The 17,011-nt window shown below is 73.7% G+C and carries 13 protein-coding genes; 6 read left to right on the top strand and 7 right to left on the bottom strand.

What is annotated here, in order from left to right:
• Nucleotides 1-2: 2 nt before the first annotated feature.
• From ACFWV2_RS17930 to rsmH, 4 genes are read right to left on the bottom strand one after another with little or no spacing between them, the layout of a single operon-like run.
• On the bottom strand, nt 3-1,694 hold the full coding sequence (locus ACFWV2_RS17930; protein WP_384405987.1) for a UDP-N-acetylmuramoyl-L-alanyl-D-glutamate--2,6-diaminopimelate ligase: 1,692 nt from the start codon (nt 1,692-1,694) through the stop codon (nt 3-5).
• A 16-nt stretch (nt 1,695-1,710) separates the two neighbouring features.
• Complete coding sequence (locus tag ACFWV2_RS17925; RefSeq protein ID WP_384405986.1) at nt 1,711-3,696, bottom strand: peptidoglycan D,D-transpeptidase FtsI family protein; 1,986 nt, start codon at nt 3,694-3,696, stop codon at nt 1,711-1,713.
• Nucleotides 3,697-3,703: 7 nt separating this feature from the next.
• Nucleotides 3,704-4,447, bottom strand: a complete 744-nt coding sequence (locus tag ACFWV2_RS17920) for a hypothetical protein (protein ID WP_384405985.1) — start codon at nt 4,445-4,447, stop codon at nt 3,704-3,706.
• On the bottom strand, nt 4,444-5,400 hold the full coding sequence (gene rsmH, locus ACFWV2_RS17915; RefSeq protein WP_384405984.1) for a 16S rRNA (cytosine(1402)-N(4))-methyltransferase RsmH: 957 nt from the start codon (nt 5,398-5,400) through the stop codon (nt 4,444-4,446). The genes ACFWV2_RS17920 and rsmH overlap by 4 nt, the downstream gene beginning before the upstream one ends.
• Nucleotides 5,401-5,828: 428 nt before the next feature.
• Here rsmH and ACFWV2_RS17910 point away from each other — a divergent pair, with 428 nt between their 5' ends.
• Genes ACFWV2_RS17910 through ACFWV2_RS17900 form a run of 3 tightly spaced genes read left to right on the top strand, consistent with a single transcriptional unit; the run spans nt 5,829 to nt 10,611 of the window.
• Nucleotides 5,829-6,845 (top strand): MoxR family ATPase, encoded by a 1,017-nt coding sequence (locus ACFWV2_RS17910; protein ID WP_360783140.1) that lies wholly within the window; start codon nt 5,829-5,831, stop codon nt 6,843-6,845.
• Nucleotides 6,845-8,200, top strand: coding sequence for a DUF58 domain-containing protein (locus tag ACFWV2_RS17905; protein ID WP_384405983.1), 1,356 nt, complete (start codon nt 6,845-6,847; stop codon nt 8,198-8,200). The genes ACFWV2_RS17910 and ACFWV2_RS17905 overlap by 1 nt, the downstream gene beginning before the upstream one ends.
• A complete protein-coding gene (locus ACFWV2_RS17900) occupies nt 8,197-10,611 on the top strand; it encodes a DUF3488 and DUF4129 domain-containing transglutaminase family protein (RefSeq protein WP_384405982.1) in 2,415 nt (804 codons plus the stop codon). Before ACFWV2_RS17905 ends, ACFWV2_RS17900 begins: the two co-directional genes overlap by 4 nt.
• A 308-nt stretch (nt 10,612-10,919) precedes the next feature.
• Here ACFWV2_RS17900 and ACFWV2_RS17895 read toward each other — a convergent pair whose 3' ends face one another.
• From ACFWV2_RS17895 to ACFWV2_RS17885, 3 genes are all read right to left on the bottom strand, one after another.
• Complete coding sequence (locus ACFWV2_RS17895) at nt 10,920-11,324, bottom strand: DUF3040 domain-containing protein (RefSeq protein ID WP_360783149.1); 405 nt, start codon at nt 11,322-11,324, stop codon at nt 10,920-10,922.
• A 272-nt stretch (nt 11,325-11,596) separates the two neighbouring features.
• Nucleotides 11,597-12,385, bottom strand: coding sequence for a class I SAM-dependent methyltransferase (locus ACFWV2_RS17890; protein ID WP_384405981.1), 789 nt, complete (start codon nt 12,383-12,385; stop codon nt 11,597-11,599).
• Nucleotides 12,386-12,454: 69 nt separating this feature from the next.
• Complete coding sequence (locus ACFWV2_RS17885; RefSeq protein WP_384405980.1) at nt 12,455-12,985, bottom strand: SAV_6107 family HEPN domain-containing protein; 531 nt, start codon at nt 12,983-12,985, stop codon at nt 12,455-12,457.
• 162 nt (nt 12,986-13,147) lie between these two features.
• On the opposite strand from ACFWV2_RS17885, the gene ACFWV2_RS17880 reads away from it, so the two are divergent.
• Genes ACFWV2_RS17880 through ACFWV2_RS17870 form a run of 3 tightly spaced genes read left to right on the top strand, consistent with a single transcriptional unit; the run spans nt 13,148 to nt 16,866 of the window.
• Nucleotides 13,148-14,155, top strand: coding sequence for an ATP-binding cassette domain-containing protein (locus ACFWV2_RS17880; RefSeq protein ID WP_384405979.1), 1,008 nt, complete (start codon nt 13,148-13,150; stop codon nt 14,153-14,155).
• Nucleotides 14,127-16,214, top strand: coding sequence for a YhgE/Pip family protein (locus ACFWV2_RS17875; protein WP_384405978.1), 2,088 nt, complete (start codon nt 14,127-14,129; stop codon nt 16,212-16,214). The genes ACFWV2_RS17880 and ACFWV2_RS17875 overlap by 29 nt, the downstream gene beginning before the upstream one ends.
• A 43-nt stretch (nt 16,215-16,257) precedes the next feature.
• The gene (locus tag ACFWV2_RS17870; RefSeq protein WP_360783162.1) at nt 16,258-16,866 is read left to right on the top strand and encodes a helix-turn-helix domain-containing protein; all 609 of its coding nucleotides are present in this window, start codon (nt 16,258-16,260) and stop codon (nt 16,864-16,866) included.
• The last annotated feature ends 145 nt before the right edge of the window (nt 16,867-17,011 follow it).

Here is a 17,011-nt window from a genome sequence, read left to right as displayed (position 1 = left end):
CTTCATCCCTGACTGTTCTGGTGGCTGGCTTCGGCCCGGCCGCCGGAGGGGGCGGCCGGGGCGTTCTGTTCGAGGATCGCCGCGCGCAGGACCTCGCGGTCGTCGAAGGGGCGGACCACTCCGGCGATCTCCTGGCCCTGTTCGTGGCCCTTGCCGGCGACCAGGACGGTGTCGCCGGGGCGCGCGCGGGCGACGGCCGCCGCGATGGCGGCGGCCCGGTCGGGTTCGACCAGGACGTCGCCGCGCTCCCCCGCCGGCACGTCCGCGGCCCCCGCGAGCATGGCGGTGAGGATCACGAGGGGGTCCTCGGAGCGGGGGTTGTCGGAGGTCAGGACGGCGGTGTCGGCGAGCCGGGCCGTGGCGGCGCCCATCGGGCCGCGCTTGGTGGTGTCCCGGTCGCCGCCGCAGCCGATGACCACGTGGAGCCTGCCCTCGGTGACCTCGCGCAGGGAGCGCAGGACCGATTCGACGGCGTCCGTCTTGTGGGCGTAGTCGACGACCGCGAGGTACGGCTGGCCCGCGTCGACCCGCTCCAGGCGGCCCGGTACGCCGGGGACGGCCGCGACGCCCTCGGCGGCGCTCTTGGGGTCGACGCCCGCGACGGCGAGGGTGACGATCGCGGCGAGGGAGTTGGCGACGTTGAACGGGCCGGGCAGCGGCGCGGTGGCCGGGATCCGTACGCCCTCGGGTCCGACGACGGTGAACGTCGAGTCGTGCGAGCCGAGGACGAGGTCCTCGGCTCGCCAGTCGGCGTCGGCGCGGCCCTCGGCGGAGAAGGTGACGACCGGGACGGTCGCGTCCGTCACGAGCCTGCGGCCGTAGGCGTCGTCGAGGTTGACCACGCCGAGGCGGCTGCGCTCGGGCGTGAAGAGCCCGGCCTTCGCCCGGTAGTAGTCGTCCATGTCGGAGTGGAACTCCATGTGCTCCGGGCTGAGGTTGTTGAAGACGGCGACGTCGAAGACGCAGCCGTCGACCCGGCCGAGCACGAGGGCGTGGCTGGAGACCTCCATGGCGACCGCGTCGACGCCCTGCTCGCGCATGACGGCGAAGAGCGCCTGGAGGTCGGTGGCCTCGGGGGTGGTCCGCTCCGACTTGATGCGCTCGTCGCCGATCCGCATCTCGACGGTGCCGACGAGTCCGGTGTGGTGTCCGGAGCCGCGCAGTCCGCCCTCGACGAGGTAGGCGGTGGTGGTCTTGCCCGAGGTGCCGGTGATGCCGATCTGGAGGAGGTCGGCGCCGGGCCGCCCGTAGATCTCGGCGGCGAGTTCGCCCATCCGGCCGCGCGGGTTCTCGACGACCAGGACCGGCAGGCCGGTCGCGGCGGCGCGCTCGGCGCCCGCCGGGTCGGTGAGGATCGCGGCGGCGCCGAGTCCCGCGGCCTGGGCGACGAAGTCGGCGCCGTGGGCGCGTGCGCCCGGCAGGGCCGCGTACACGTCGCCGGGGCGCACGGCCCGCGAGTCGTGGGTGATGCCCGAGATCTCGGCGGCCTGGGGGGCGTCGACCCCCAGTTGCGCGGCCAGGTCGCCCAGGGGTGTCGGGCGGGCCTGCTGCGGCCGGGGCGGGGCGGTTCGGTACTGATCAGCGTGTGGCACGGCGGTGAGCGTACCGGGCGCACCCTGTGGGGGGCCAAAACGGCCCGGGGCCTCGCCGGAGTTCGATTTCCGGTTCCCGGAATGGGGGGTGATCGTTGTCACTGGTGCTCCCGGAGTGTCACGGGGTGGGTTCGAAGGTGACCGGCAGTCGGGCGGGTTCACTGCCCGTGGGTGCGACGTGGAGGGTCTTGAGGGCGAACTCCATGACCTTCTTGTAGATGGGTCCGCAGATCTGGCCGCCGAAGTAGCTTCCCCTGGTGGGGTTCTGGATGGCGCAGTAGACGGTGATCTGCGGGTCGTCCGCCGGGGCGAAGCCGGCGAAGGACGCGGTGTAGCCCTTGTAGCGGCCGAGTTCGGGGTCGACGCGGTTGGCGGTGCCGGTCTTGCCGGCGACGCGGTAGCCGGGGATCGCGGCCCTGGTGCCGGTGCCCTCCCGGTCGTCGACGACGGACTCGAGCATCTGGGCGAGGGTCTTGGCGGTCTTCTCGCTGACGACCCGGTTCTCCTTGGGCTTGGGCGCGGGGGTGAAGCGGCCGTCGGGGCCCTTGGTGCCGCGGACCAGGGTCGGCTCGACGCGTACGCCTCCGTTGGCGATGGTCGAGTAGACGGAGGCGGCCTGCATGGCGTTGACGGAGAGGCCCTGACCGAAGGGGATCGTGTACTGCTGCGAGGTGGACCAGTTCTGGGGCTTGGCGAGGATGCCGGAGGTCTCGCCGGGGTAGTCCAGGCCGGTGGGGCTGCCCATGCCGAACTTGCGCAGGTACGAGTCGAGGATCCGGTTGGACTCGGCCTGGGTGTCGCCGAGCCGGCCGGTGGCGAGGATCGTGCCGATGTTGCTGGACTTGGCGAGGACGCCGTTGAGGGTCAGGTACCAGGTCGGGTGGTCGATGTCGTCCTTGAAGAGCCGGTCGCCGCGGTGGAGCCGGTTGGGGACGGTGACATGGGTGCCGGGGGCCGCCTTGCCCTCCTCCAGGACCGCGGCCATGGACATGACCTTGCTGGTGGATCCGGGCTCGTAGGCGTCCTGGAGGGCGGCGTTGCCCATGGCGGCGGAGTTCGCGGCGGAGAGGTCGTTGGGGTCGAAGCCGGGGGCGTTGGCCATGGCGAGGACCTCGCCGGTCCTGGCGTTCTGCACGATGACGTAACCCCGGTCGGCCCTGGACCTGCTCACCTGCTCGGTGATGGCCTGCTGGGCGGCCCACTGGATGTCCCGGTCGATCGTCAGCTCGATGTCGGAGCCGGGGACGGCGGGGGAGCCCTGGGAGCCCGCTGTGGGCACCTGGCGGCCGCCGGACTGGGTGAAGCGGATCTTGCCGTCCTTGCCGGCGAGCTCCGGGTCGAGCATGGACTCCACGCCGCCGGCGCCCCGGCCCTCGGCGTTGACGTAGCCCAGTATCCCGGCGGCGAGCTCGCCGTTCGGGTACACGCGCTTGGTGCTGGGCTCGCTGAGGATGCCGCCGAGGAGGTTGATCCCGTTGCCGCCGGCGGAGACCTGGGCCTTCTGCCCGTAGACCTTCCTGAGGTCCTTGATCTGGTTCCAGACCTGCGGGGTCTGCTTGCGGGCCAGCAGGGTGTAGCGGGACTTGGGGGTACGGAGCTTCTTCGCCAGCTCCGCGGGCTCCTTGCCGAGGAGGGGGGCGAGGAGGGCGGCGGCCTGCTCGGGCGCGTCGGGGACCTTGGACTCCTCGGGCGTGAAGAGCTTGGGGTCGGCCGTGATGTCGTACGCGTCGACGCTGGCGGCGAGCGCGATGCCGTTGCGGTCGGTGATCTCGCCCCGCTCGGCGGAGAGCGTGTACTCCTGGAAGCGGTACTTGTCGGCCTTGGCGGCGTACGCGCTGGCGTCGACGGCCTGGACCTGGAGCAGCCGCACCACGAAGGCCAGCATGACGAGGGTCAGACCGAGCGAGATCAGCCGCAGCCGGGGCCGCGGGCTGCCGAGCCGGATGGTGCGGGGCGGCCTGGCCGGGGGCCGGGGCGCGGTCCGCTTCGTGGCCGGGCGGCGCGGGGCGGGGCGGGGCGGGCGGGCTCCCGCGGAGGCGGGCCGGGGGCGCGCGGGCCGGGCGGGGCCGGGGACGCGGCGGCGCGGGGGCTCCTTCGAGGGCACTGCTCGGTCACCTGCCGGAGGTCGTGGGGGCGGTTTCTGCGGGGCCGGGTGCGGTGTCCGCGAGCGCCGGCGCGGGCACGGTCCGGCCGGTCGTGCCGTCGGCCGCGGTGTCGGTCGTGGAGACCTCGGTGGCGGGCCGGTGGCCGGACTGGGGGGTGTGGGGCTGGACGGTGCCGGTGGTGGGGCCGGTGCCGGTCTGGGCGGTGCCGGTCTGGGCGGCCCCGGTCTGCGTGCCCTCGGTCAGCGGGTCGTTCGCGGGGGCCGCGGCGGCGCCGGGCGTGTCGGGCCCCGGGGCGGTGCCCGTGTCCGTGGCGGTGCCCGTGTCCGTCGCGGTAGCCGTGCCCGTGGCCGACGCGCTCGGCGTGGGGCTCGGCTTCGGCGGCGCCACCGCCACCGAGGGCTCGCCGAGCACCTTGCCGTCCGGGCCGAGGAAGGCGGGGCTGCCGCCCGGGACCATGCCGAGCCGACGGGCCCGCTGCTCCAGCGCGTCGGGCGCCACGTGGGCGTCGACGTCCCGCTGGAGCGCCTGCTCCTCGTCGGTGAGCTCGGTGGTCCTGTCCTTGAGCTCGTTGAGCTTGAAGGAACCCTGGTTGAGGGCGGAGTTCAGCAGGAGCAGGCTGATCAGACCGCCGCCGAGCAGCACCACGACGAGCAGGACGAAGGGGGTGCGGGCGGCCGAGCTCGGTCCCGACGGCATGAGCCGTCCGAGCCGCGCGGCCCGCCCCTTGAGCGGCCCCTTCGCCGTACTCACAGGACGTCTTCCCGGATCCGCTCGGCGCCCCGGAGACGGGCAGGGGCGGCGCGCCGGTTCTCGGCGACCTCCTCCTCGGTGGGCAGCTCGGCGCCCCGGGTGAGCAGCTTCAGACGGGGCTGGTACTTCTCCGGGACGACCGGCAGGCCGGGCGGGGCGGTGGTCGCGGCGCCGGCCGCGAAGACCTGCTTGACCAGCCGGTCCTCCAGCGAGTGGTACGAGAGGACGGCGATCCGGCCGCCGACGCCGAGGGCCTTCACGGCCGCCGGGATCGCCCGCTCCAGGACGGTCAGCTCGCCGTTGACCTCGATGCGCAGGGCCTGGAAGGTGCGCTTGGCCGGGTTGCCGCCGGTCCGCTTGGCGGCCTGCGGCAGGGAGTCGCGGATGAGCTCGACGAGCCGGGCGCTGTTGCTGAACGGCTCCTTGTCACGCTCGCGCACGACCGCGGAGACGATCCGCTTGGCCTGCTTCTCCTCGCCGTACGCGCGGAGGATACGGACCAGTTCGCCGGGCGGGTAGGTGTTGAGGACCTCGGCCGCGCTGATCCCGGTCGTCTGGTCCATGCGCATGTCGAGCGGGGCGTCCTGGGCGTAGGCGAAGCCGCGGTCGGCCTCGTCCAGCTGCATGGAGGAGACGCCCAGGTCGAAGAGGACGCCTTCGACCGTCGGGATGCCGAGCCGGTCGAGGACCTCGGGCAGCTCGTCGTACACGGCGTGGACGAGGGTGGCGCGCTCCCCGTACGGGGCGAGCCGTTCACCGGAGAGCCGCAGGGCCTCCTTGTCCCGGTCGAGGGCGACGAGCCGCGCCTCGGGGAACCGCTTCAGGAGTGCCTCGCTGTGACCGCCGAGGCCCAGGGTGCAGTCGACGACGACCGCACCGGGGCGTTCCAGGGCGGGGGCCAACATGTCCAGGCACCGCTGGAGCATGACCGGGACGTGTCGGTCGTTGCTCAATGCGCCCTCTCAGATCCGGCGCGGAGGTACGGGCGAGCGGAAGGAGGCCGAGCCGTAGGTACCGCCGCACACACGGGGGGAGAAACCGCGGGAATCGCTCGTTGTCTCCGTGAACTTCGCGTCACTTTAGTCCACGGGACCCGCCGGTCAATCAACCGGCTGGCGCGTCGCACGGCGCCGGGGCCCGGCCGGACATTCCGGACGGCCGGGCTGTCGGGGGCTCCGTCCTCGACGTGACGCCGGGGCCTCCGCGCACGATCGGCCCGGCGACCGACCCGGCGTAAACACCCATAGCCCGGCATATCCCTCGCACTTGTCCACAGGCGAGTGACACGACCCGGCCACGCGAACAAGAATGCTCAGGTGACACCCCCCGACGTTTCCACCGGGGGCAGGTGTCCGTGTTCCGGAAGGCCGAGGAGGGCCGGGTGACGACCTATGACGATCGAGCGAGCCTCGCTGATCTGACCACCACTGTGGAGCGAGTCCGCAGATCGGTGGAGAGTGTGATCGAGGGCAAGCCCGAGGTCGTACGGCTTTCGCTGACCGTGCTGCTCGCCGAGGGGCACCTCCTCATCGAGGATGTCCCCGGCGTCGGCAAGACCATGCTCGCCAAGACCCTGGCCCGGTCCATCGACTGCTCGGTGCGCCGCATCCAGTTCACCCCCGACCTGCTGCCCTCGGACGTCACCGGCGTGTCGATCTTCGACCAGCAGCGCCGGGACTTCGAGTTCAAGCCGGGCGCGATCTTCGCGCAGATCGTGATCGGCGACGAGATCAACCGCGCCTCGCCCAAGACCCAGTCCGCGCTCCTGGAGTCCATGGAGGAGCGCCAGGTCACCGTCGACGGCCAGACCTACGAGCTGCCCAGCCCGTTCATGGTGGTCGCCACGCAGAACCCGGTCGAGATGGAGGGCACCTACCCGCTGCCCGAGGCCCAGCGCGACCGCTTCATGGCCCGGGTCTCCATCGGCTACCCGAGCCCCGAGGCCGAGCTCCAGATGCTCGACGTGCACGGCTCGGTCTCCCCGCTCGACGACCTCCAGCCGGTCGCCCACGCCCACGACATCCTGAAGCTGATCGAGGCGGTGCGCGCGGTCCACGTCGCCGACGCCGTACGCCGGTACGCGGTCGACATCGTCTCCGCCACCCGCACCCACACCGACCTGCGGCTCGGCGCCTCCCCGCGGGCCACGCTCCACCTGCTGCGGGCCGCCAAGGCCTCCGCCGCGCTCAGCGGACGCGAGTACGTGCTGCCCGACGACCTGCAGGCCCTCGCCGCGCCCGTGCTCGCCCACCGGCTCCTTCCCACAGCGCAGGCCCAGCTGAACCGCCGTACCGCCGAGCAGGTCGTCCAGGACATCCTGCAGCGCACCCCCGTCCCGGCCGCGGCCCCGCCCGCCGGACCGCTCTACGGCCAGCAGCCCGGCGCCCGGCGGCTGTGATGGGAGGCGCCGCCGTGCCGGACGGACAGCGGGACGGCGAGGACGACCGGGGCGGTCTGCGGACCGCCTTCGGCGGTCTCACCACCCGTGGCCGCTCCTTCCTCGCCGCCGGGGTGGCCGCCGCGGGCTGCGCGTACGTCCTCGGCCAGGCCGACCTGCTGCGCGTCGGGCTGCTGCTCGCCACGCTGCCGCTGATCTGCGTCCTCGTGCTGCACCGCACCCGTTACCGGGTGGCGGCCTCCCGCCGGCTCACCCCCCAGCGGGTGGAGGCGGGCACCGAGGCCCGGGTCCAGCTGCGGATGGAGAACGTCTCCAAGCTGCCCACCGGGCTGCTCATGCTCCAGGACCACGTGCCGTACCTGCTGGGGCCCCGCCCCCGCTTCGTCCTCGACCGGGTCGAGGCGGGCGGGCGGCGCGAGGTGTCCTACCGGGTCCGTTCCGACCTGCGCGGCCGCTTCCCGCTCGGCCCGCTCCAGCTGCGGCTCAACGACCCGTTCGGGATGTGCGAGCTGACCCGTTCCTTCAGCGCGTACGACACCCTCACCGTGGTGCCGAGGACCGAGAGCCTGCCGTCGGTGAAGCTCGTCGGCGAGACCTCGGGCTACGGCGACGGACAGCAGCGCTCGCTCGCCCTCGCCGGTGACGACGACATCATCCCGCGTGCCTACCGGCACGGTGACGACCTGCGCCGGGTGCACTGGCGCTCCACCGCCCGCTACGGCGAGCTGATGGTCCGCCGCGAGGAGCAGCCGCAGCGGGCCCGCTGCACGGTGCTCCTCGACACCCGCCGGGTCGCCTACCAGGGCTCCGGTCCGGACTCCGCCTTCGAGTGGGCGGTCTCGGGGGCCGCGTCCTCGCTGGTCCACATGCTGGAGCGCGGCTACGCGGTCCGGCTCGTCACCGACACCGGCAGCGCGGTGCCCGGCGAGGGCACCGACGGCTTCGCCGCCTCGGCGCAGGACTCGGCCGAGTCCGCCGGTCTCCTCATGGACACCCTCGCGGTCGTCGACCACTCCGAGGGCGGCGGCCTGTCCCGGGCGTCCGACGTCCTTCGGGGCGGCGACGAAGGACTGCTCATCGCCTTCGTCGGCGACCTCGACCGGGAACAGGCGGCCCTGACCGCCCGGATGCGCGGCCGCGCCGGGGCGGCCGTCGCCTTCGTCATGGACTCCGGGACGTGGCTGACCGGCGGCTCGGTCACCGGGGCCGTCGAGGACCGCGTACGGCAGCTGCGCGAGGCCGGCTGGACGGCGCTGGCCGTACCGCCCGGGGCGCGGCTCGCCGACCTGTGGCAGCAGGCGGCCGGAGTCCGCGCGGAGTCCGCCTCCGCCGACACCTACGGAGGATGGTCATGAGCGGGCGCGCACGGCTGACCCTGGCGGCCTGGGCCGCCACCCTGATGGGGGCCGGAGCACTGCTGCCCCTGGTGAAGCCGGCGACCTGGATCTTCACGGCGGCCTTCGTCCTCGCCCTGGTGAGCGGAGCGGGCACGCTGGCCAGGCGGGCGCCGCTCGCCCGGCCGCTGACCGTGCTCGCCCAGATCGCCGTCGCGCTGATCGCGCTGACCGTGATCTTCGCCCGGGAGCAGGCTGTCCTCTGGTTCCTCCCCGGCCCGCAGGTCTGGGCGCACGCCGCCGACCTGTTCCGGGCGGGAGCCGACGACGTGGGCCGGTTCGCGGTCCCCGCGCCGGACACCGAGGGCATCCGGCTCATGCTGGTCGGCGGGGTGGTCATGATCGGGCTCCTCGTGGACACCCTGTCGGTCACCTTCCGCAGGGCGGCCCCGGCGGGTCTTCCGCTGCTCGCCCTGTACTCGGTGGCGGCCGGGCTCTCCGGCGGTGGCGCGGGCTGGCTCTGGTTCCTCCTCGCGGCCTCCGGCTATCTGCTGCTGCTCCTCGCGGAGGGCCGCGACCGGCTCTCCCAGTGGGGGCGGGTCTTCGGCGGCTCCCAGCGATCCGGCCGGCCCGGTTCCCCCGTCGGTGGCGGCGGCCCCACCTTCGCCCCGGCCCGCACGGGCCGCCGGATCGGCGCCGTGGCCATGGGCGTCGCCCTGGTGGTCCCGCTGGCGCTGCCCGGCTTCTCCGGCGGTCTCTTCGGCCGGGGTGACGGCGAGGGCACGGGGGGTGTCGGCAAGGGCGGCACCATCGCGGCCGTGAACCCGCTGGTCTCCCTCCAGGACAATCTGCGCCAGCAGGAGGACCGGGAGGTCCTGCGGTACCGGACCAACGCCCGCGACACCTCCGGCATGTATCTGCGGCTCGTCGCGCTCGACCAGTTCGACGGCACGTCGTGGAAGTCCTCGGTCCGTCCGATCGAGGACGTCCCCGAGCAGCTGCCGTGGCCGCAGGGGCTCTCCCAGGACGTCCAGATCACCGAGGTGACCAGCAACTTCGTCGCCTCCGAGGGTTACGAGCAGAAGTGGCTGCCGATGCCGTACCCGGCCGGCCGCGTCGACATCGAAGGACGCTGGCGGTACGAGCCGGCCGGCCGGATGCTCGTCGGTGACGACAAGCAGACCACCCGGGGCGCCCGCTACCAGGTCTCCAGCCTGGACGTACGGCCGACGCCGGACCAGCTGGCAGCGGCCGGGCCCGCCCCGGAGAAGCTGCTCCGCGAGTACACCAAGGTCCCGGCCTCGCTCCCGGCCGATGTGCGGGCGACCGCGCTACGGGTCACCCAGGGCGCGAGCGACGACTACGAGCAGGCGGTGAAGCTCCAGAACTGGTTCGCCCGGGACGGCGGCTTCCGCTACGACGTCGAGGTGGAGTCCGGCACCGGGGTGCAGGCGATCTCCCGGTTCCTGAAGGACAAGGAGGGCTTCTGCGTCCACTTCTCCTTCTCCATGGCGGCGATGGCCCGCTCGCTCGGCATCCCGGCCCGGGTCGCCGTGGGCTTCATGCCGGGCACCACGCAGACCGACGGTTCGGTCTCGGTGGGCATCCGGGACGCGCACGCCTGGCCGGAGCTGTACTTCGAGGGCGCCGGCTGGACCCGGTTCGAGCCGACCCCCTCGCGGGGCTCCACCCCCGAGTACACCCGCGAGCGCACGCCCTCCGGTACGGCCACCGGTCCCACGCAGCCCCAGCAGAGCGCCTCGGCGCAGCCGTCCGCCGCGCCGAGCGCCCCGGAGAGCTGCACCCCGCAGATGCGGCGGCTCGGCGACTGCGGTCCGGACGCGGCGGTGGGCGGTGCGTCCTCGGACGGCTCCGGCTCCGATCACCTGACGGTGGTCCTGCTGACGCTCGCGGCCCTGGTCGTGCTCGGCCTTCCCTTCCTTCCCCTGTTCTGGCGGACCCGTCTCCGGGCCCGCCGGATCGGTTCGGAAGGGGTACGCGGTCCCGAGGAGACGGCGGCGCGGACGCTCGCGGTCTGGCGGGAGATCAACGACACCGCCTGGGACTACGGGGTCGAACCCGACGAGTCGCTGTCCCCGCGGAGCACGGCGGCTCGGATCGTCCGGCTCGGTGAGCTGCGGGACGAGGCGGCGGACGCGGTGCACCGGGTGGCGGGGGCGGTGGAGGAGGTGCTGTACGCGCCTCGTCCCCGTCCGGCGGCGGGCCTCGCGGAGGAGGCCGCGCGGGTGCGTGCGGGCCTCCACGCCTCCTCGGACCGGCGCGCCAGGCTCCGCGCGAGCCTGGCGCCGAGGTCGGCGGCGCGGCTCCGCTGGGCTGCGGCGGCCCGCTGGTCGGAGTGGTCGACGAACTGGGCGCTCCGCCGCCACACGGCCCTGTCCCGTCTCCGCCGCACCCGCCCGAAGCCGGGCTGAGGGGGGGCGGGACCGGGGCGTCGCCCGTATGGGCAGTCTCGTCCCGCTGGGCGTGGGGCCCCCGGACGGGAGTCTGGGGCGACCCCCACGCCCAGCGGGACAGTTGCCCACAGCGGGGGGGGCTGGGTGTCGGCCCAGCGGAACGCGTGCCCCCGACGGGTGGGTGAGTGTCGGCCCAGCGGAACGGGTGCCCCCGACGGGGCAGGCCCGGGCGCGGGCATGGCTGAGCCCCGTGGGGGCGCGGGGTGCGCGCCGGGCACGGGGCTCGGGTCGTGCGGGAGGGTGCGGGGCCGCCGCTCAGGGGGCCGTCAGTGGCCGCCACCCTGCTGCTCGTCGCGGCGGCGCTGCCACCGCTCTTCGATCCGGTTCATCATGGAGCGTCGCTGCCGGGTCTGATGGCCACCGGCCGTCACACCACCCTTGGCCTGCTGCTCCCCCGGCTTCGGCGCCTTGCGCCATCCGGTGACCGCCAGGACCGCGCAGCCCAGCATGACGAGGAATCCCACCACGCTGATCCAGATCTGCTGTGCGACCATGCCGGCCATGAGGAGCGCGATACCCACCAGGAAGCCGGCGACTGCCTGGTAGACCCGTCGCCGGGTGTACGTACGCAGTCCGCTTCCCTCGAGCGCTGTCGCGAACTTGGGATCTTCGGCGTACAGCGCTCGCTCCATCTGCTCGAGCATTCGCTGCTCGTGCTCCGAGAGCGGCACGGAGTCCTCCTAGTCGTCGGTCGCGGGGGCGACCGGTTTGCGGCCCTTTCAGGATAGGCAGGGAATCGCCCCCGTGAAACCCGCCCTCAGTGCCGAATAGCCAAGCCGGGCCGCCATGCGGATCGGTTGCTGAGGCGTTGATTCCCCAGCCCCTCGCCTGTCATGCCGGATGCTGTCCCCCGATCATACGGGGCGGACGCCGTTACCGGGCAGGCTGTGGCGTACTCCATGGAGTGCCGTCGCCCGTAGCGCCGAACGGGTGGCCGTCCTGCTCAGGCCCGCTTCTCGCCCAGCACGTGCAGTTGGGTGGCGATCGCGTGGAAGGAGGGCAGCTCGGCGGCGGCCGCCTCCAGCTTCAGCAGGGCCTCCGCCGCACCGGGCTCGGTGTCCACGAGGACACCGGGGACGAGGTCGGCGAAGACCCGGACGCCGTGCACGGCGCCGACCGCGAGGCCGGCCCCGCCGGCGAGGTCGGTGAGCTGTTCGGCGGTGAAGCGCCGGGGCACGGGGTCGCCGGCGCCCCAGCGGCCCGCCGGGTCGTCGAGCGCGTGCCGGGCCTCGGTGAAGTGTCCGGCGAGCGCGCGGGCGAGGACCGCGCCGCCGACCCCGGCGGCGAGCAGGCTGAGGCTGCCGCCGGCCCGGAGGGCCGCGACCGCGTTCCGTACGCCCTCGGCGGGGTCGTCGACGTACTCCAGGACCCCGTGGCAGAGCACGGTGTCGTAGCTCTCGCGCCCGACCACGTCGAAGAGGCCGCTGATGTCGCCCTGGACGCCGGTCACCAGGTCGGCGACCCCGGCCTCGGCGGCCCGGCGCTCCAGCGCAAAGAGCGCGTTGGGGCTGGGGTCGACGACGGTGACCCGGTGGCCGAGACGGGCGACCGGTACCGCGAAGTTCCCTGAGCCGCCGCCCGTGTCGAGGACGTCGAGGCTGTCCTTGCCGGCGGCCTCGACCCGGCGGTCGAGGGCCTCCTTGAGGACGTCCCAGACGACGGCGGTACGCAGGGAGGCGCGCGACGGGCGCGACGACGTCTCTCGACCGAAGGCGGGGGAAGGGTCCGGCACGGCTGTTGACTCCTCGGTGACGGGTACGGACGCTCTCCCCACCCTATGGCCTCGGCCTCGCCTTTCGGATCATCCTCCGGCCCCGTCCGCCCCCGGCCCACGCGGCGGGTCCGGCCGGAGGGCGAGGAGCCGTTCGACCAGGCGCAGGAAGAAGGAGGCGTCCCTGAGGAGGTCGTCGGCCTCGCGCCGGGTGGCCGCGCCGGCGATGCCCGCCTCGGCGCGGGCCCTGCGCTCGGCGCCCGAGGCGAACAGGGCGCTCCACTCGGTCAGCTCGGGCGCCAGCTCGGCGAGGAGCTCCCAGGCGCTCCGTATCCGCTGGCGGCGGCGTGGGCCGGTCTCGGGTCGGGCGCGGGCGGCGAGCACCGCGGCGGCGGCCCGCAGGGCGGCGAGGTGGGCGGCGGCGTACCGCTCGTGGGGACGGTCGAGGGTCATGGCCTCGGCCAGCCCGGCACGGGCCTTGGCGAGGAGGTCGAGGGCGGCGGGCGGGGCTGCGGACCGGCGCGGGACGGGATGGATGTCGGACGCGGGTCCGGACTGCGCGGGGACGGCGCGGCCCCCGGGGTGGCGGCGGGGCGCGGCTGCTGCGGAAGGGCTTGCCATGACGAGTCCTCCTGTCGTCGCGTGACGGCGCTGTGGCCGTATGTGTCCATCGTGCCCCGCCCCACTGACAACGCCGTCCACCTGGGCTTTTGCCGGAGAACCGGGTCCGGGGGTAGTTTTTGCACTGACCAGTCAGTTCAAAGGGGAAGTGGGGGTGGATCCGTGGGAGCGGAAGCCGAGGAGCGGCCGCACGGTGCCGCCGTCGTCGCGGACGGCCTGGGTCTGAAGGGCCCGCGCGGCTGGGCCTTCCGGGAGGTCTCGTTCCGGGCGGCGCCGGGCTCGCTGGTGGCGATCGAAGGGCCGTCCGGATCGGGACGCACCTGTCTGCTGCTGGCGCTCACCGGCCGGATGAAGACGAAGGAGGGCACCGCCGAGGTGGGCGGTCTCCCCCTGCCCCGGAAGATGGCCGCGGTCCGCCGGATCAGCGCCCTCGGACAGGTGCCCGGCGTCAGCGAGCTGGATCCCGCCTTCACGGTCGCGGAGCACCTGCGCGAGCGGGCCCTGCTCCAGCGCCGCTACGACGGCTCCCTCCGGTCCCTGCTGCGGCGCCCGTCCGAACGGGCCGCGTCGACCCGGGCCCGTATCGAGGAGGCCGTGGCGGCCGCCGGGCTCGACCTGTCCACGCTGCCGAAGGGCGAGCGGACCTCCGTACGGGATCTGGAACGGCTCGAAGCGCTGCGGCTCTCGACCGCCCTGGCGCTGATCGGCCGCCCCCGGTTGCTCGCCGTGGACGACACGGACCTGAAGCTCTCGGGCGCCGACCGGGCCGAGGTCTGGGGGCTGCTGCGTTCGGTGGCCGCCGCCGGGACGACCGTGCTCGCCGTCTGCAGCGAGGCTCCCGCGGACGCCCTGCGGATCACCACGCTCGCGGACGCGGCGGAACCGGAGACGCCCACCGGGGAGGGCGCACCGGAAGCCGCCGAGCCGGAGGCCGCCGACGCCGACAGGGCCGCCGAGCCGGACACCGCCGGACCGGGGGCCGCCGAACCGGAGGCCGCCGGACCAGAGGCCGCCGGACCAGAGGCCGCCGAACCGGAGGGCGACGCCGACAGGGCCGCCGAACCGGCCGCCCGGACGGCCCCGGCGGACGTCGCCGACACCGGGAACGACACCGACCACACGACCGAGGAGGGGGCGGCCGATGCGCTCGCCGAAACTGGCCGCGCTTGAGCTGAGGCGCTTCGGCAGGGGAAAGCTGCCGCGCGCCGCGCTCGTCGCGATCCTGCTGCTGCCGCTGCTGTACGGCGCCCTGTACCTGTACTCGTTCTGGGACCCGTACAGCAGGCTCGACAAGATCCCCGTGGCCCTCGTCAACGAGGACCGGGGCGCCACCGCCGACGGCAGGAGGATCAACGCCGGCGACGACCTCACCAAGGGGCTCCTGGAGAGCGACACCTTCGCCTGGCACCGGGTGAGCGACGCCGAGGCGCGCCAGGGCGTCGAGGACGGGAAGTACTACCTGTCCCTGACCGTGCCCGGCGACTTCAGCTCGCGGATCGCCTCCAGCTCCGGCGACTCCCCCGAGACCGGCGCCCTCCGCGTGCGGACGAACGACGCCAACAACTACATCGTGGGGCAGATCTCCCGGACGGTCTTCTCCGAGGTGCGCACCGCGGCCTCCACCAAGTCCTCGCGGTCCTTCCTCGACAAGATCTTCATCTCCTTCTCCGACATCCACGACGCCACCGCGAAGGCCGCCAAGGGCGCGAACGACCTCAAGCAGGGCGTCGACAAGGCAAAGAAGGGCTCCAAGGACCTGGCGGACGGCCTCACGACCGCCAAGACCGGCAGCGGAGACCTGGCGGCCGGCCTGAGGAAGCTCGACAAGGGCGCGAAGGACCTGGAGAGCGGCTCCCGCAAGGTCGCGAACGGCACGCAGTCGCTCGCCGACAAGGTCAACGGCACCGCCGACAAGGTCCGCCCCTACCTGGCGAACAACGGCAGCTCGATCCGCGACACCGCCCGGCTCGTCTCCGACTCCGCCACCGCCGTCCGCCACCGGCTCGACGACCTGGTCGAGCGCGCCCCCGTGCTCCGTACGGCCGCGCACAAGGCCGACGACGGCCTCGCCGCGATCCACCGGGAGGAGTGCGAGCTGAAGCCCGAGGCCGACGAGCGGATCTGCGCCCGGCTCAAGGAGGCCTCGGTCACCGCCGACGACGTGGCCACCGTCGCGGACGACGTGCACGAGCTGACCAAGGACAGCAAGGGCGACCTCAAGACCCTGGACGCCCGGCTCGTCACGCTCACGAAGCAGGCCGACGAGCTGGCCGCCCGCGCCCCGCACCTCGACGAGGACGTCGAGGACGCCATCAGGAAGATCAACGAGCTCAACGCGGGCGCGAAGAAGGTCGCGGACGGCGCCGACAAGCTCCACTCCGGCATCACCGAGGCCAAGACCGGTTCCGTCAGCCTCGACACCGGCGTCGGCAAGCTCAAGAAGGGCGCGGGCGCCCTCGACGGCGGCCTGTTCAAGCTGGCCGACGGCTCCGGAGAGCTGGCCGGCGGGCTGCGCGACGGCGTCGAGCGGATCCCGGACTACGACGAGCAGGACCGTGACCGGCGTACGGAGGTCATGGCCGACCCCGTACGGCTGGCCTCCCAGTCCCTGCACAAGGCGCCGAACTACGGCACCGGGTTCGCCCCGTACTTCATCCCGCTCTCCCTCTGGGTCGGCGCGATGGTCGCGTACATGATCATCCTGCCGTTGAACCGGCGCGCCCTGGCCGCAGGCGCCTCCGCCTGGCGGATCGCGCTCGCCGGCTGGTTCCCGGTGGCGGCGATCGGCGTCCTCCAGGTCGCGGCCCTCATGGCGGTCCTGCACTGGGGACTCGGCCTCCAGATGGCCCGGGCCGGGGGCACGGTCGGCTTCCTCACCCTGGTCACCTGCTGCTTCGCGGCGATCATCCAGTGGCTCAACGCCCGCTTCGGCGCGGCCGGCCGCATCCTGGTCCTCGCGGTCCTGATGCTCCAGCTGACCTCGGCGGGCGGCACGTACCCCGTCCAGACCAGCCCGGGCTTCTTCAACGCCGTCCACCCCTTCCTGCCGATGACCTACGTGGTCGAGGCGCTGCGCCGGCTGATCACCGGCGGCGGGACCGGGCCCGTCTGGCAGGCCTGCGCGGTCCTGACCGCGTTCACCGTGGGCGCCCTCGCCCTGACCGCGATCTCGGCACGCAGGCGGCAGGTATGGACGCTCGACCGGCTCCACCCCGAACTGACCCTGTGAGACGGGGCCGGTGACACCCGCGACACCTGTGAGAATCGACCCCATGGACAGCAGCAGCACCCGACGCCAGGCCACGCGCGCGAAGCTCTACGAAGCGGCCGTCACCCTCATCGCGGAGCAGGGCTTCTCCGCGACCACGGTGGACGAGATCGCCGAGCGCGCCGGCGTGGCCAAGGGCACGGTCTACTACAACTTCAAGAGCAAGACCGAGCTCTTCGAGGAGCTGCTGCGCCACGGCGTGTCGCTGCTCACGGCCTCGCTGCGCACGGCGGCCGAGGACACCGCCGAGCGCGGCGGGAGCAGGGTCGACGCGCTCGACGCGATGATCCGCGCGGGCCTCGTCTTCATCGACCGCTACCCGGCCTTCACCCAGCTGTACGTGGCCGAGCTGTGGCGCACCAACCGGGCCTGGAACTCGACGCTCCTGGTGGTCCGCCAGCAGGCGGTCGCGGTCGTCGAGGGGGTGCTGCGCGAGGGCGTCGAGGCCGGGGAGCTGAGCGACGACATCGACGTCCAGCTGACGGCGGCGGCGCTGGTCGGGATGGTGCTGGTGGCGGCGCTCGACTGGCAGGCCTTCCAGAGCGAGCGTTCGCTCGACGACGTGCACGCGGCGCTCTCCCGGCTGCTGCACGGGCGGGTGGGCGGTCGCTGACCACGCGCCCGCGTGGATCACGGAAACGATGACCACGCGCCCGCGTGGACCACGAGAAGGACCGGTGCGGCGAGGCTCGATCCCCCCGAGGGGCGGGCGGGCGGGGGCTCGCCCGGGGAGCCCCGGGCCGGGGGGGTGGCGGGCC

The organism is Streptomyces sp. NPDC058671, assembly GCF_042716475.1.
Lineage (GTDB): Bacteria > Actinomycetota > Actinomycetes > Streptomycetales > Streptomycetaceae > Streptomyces.
The sequence above is the reverse complement of the archived record's forward strand: the minus strand, read 5'-3'. Positions and strand labels throughout refer to the sequence as shown.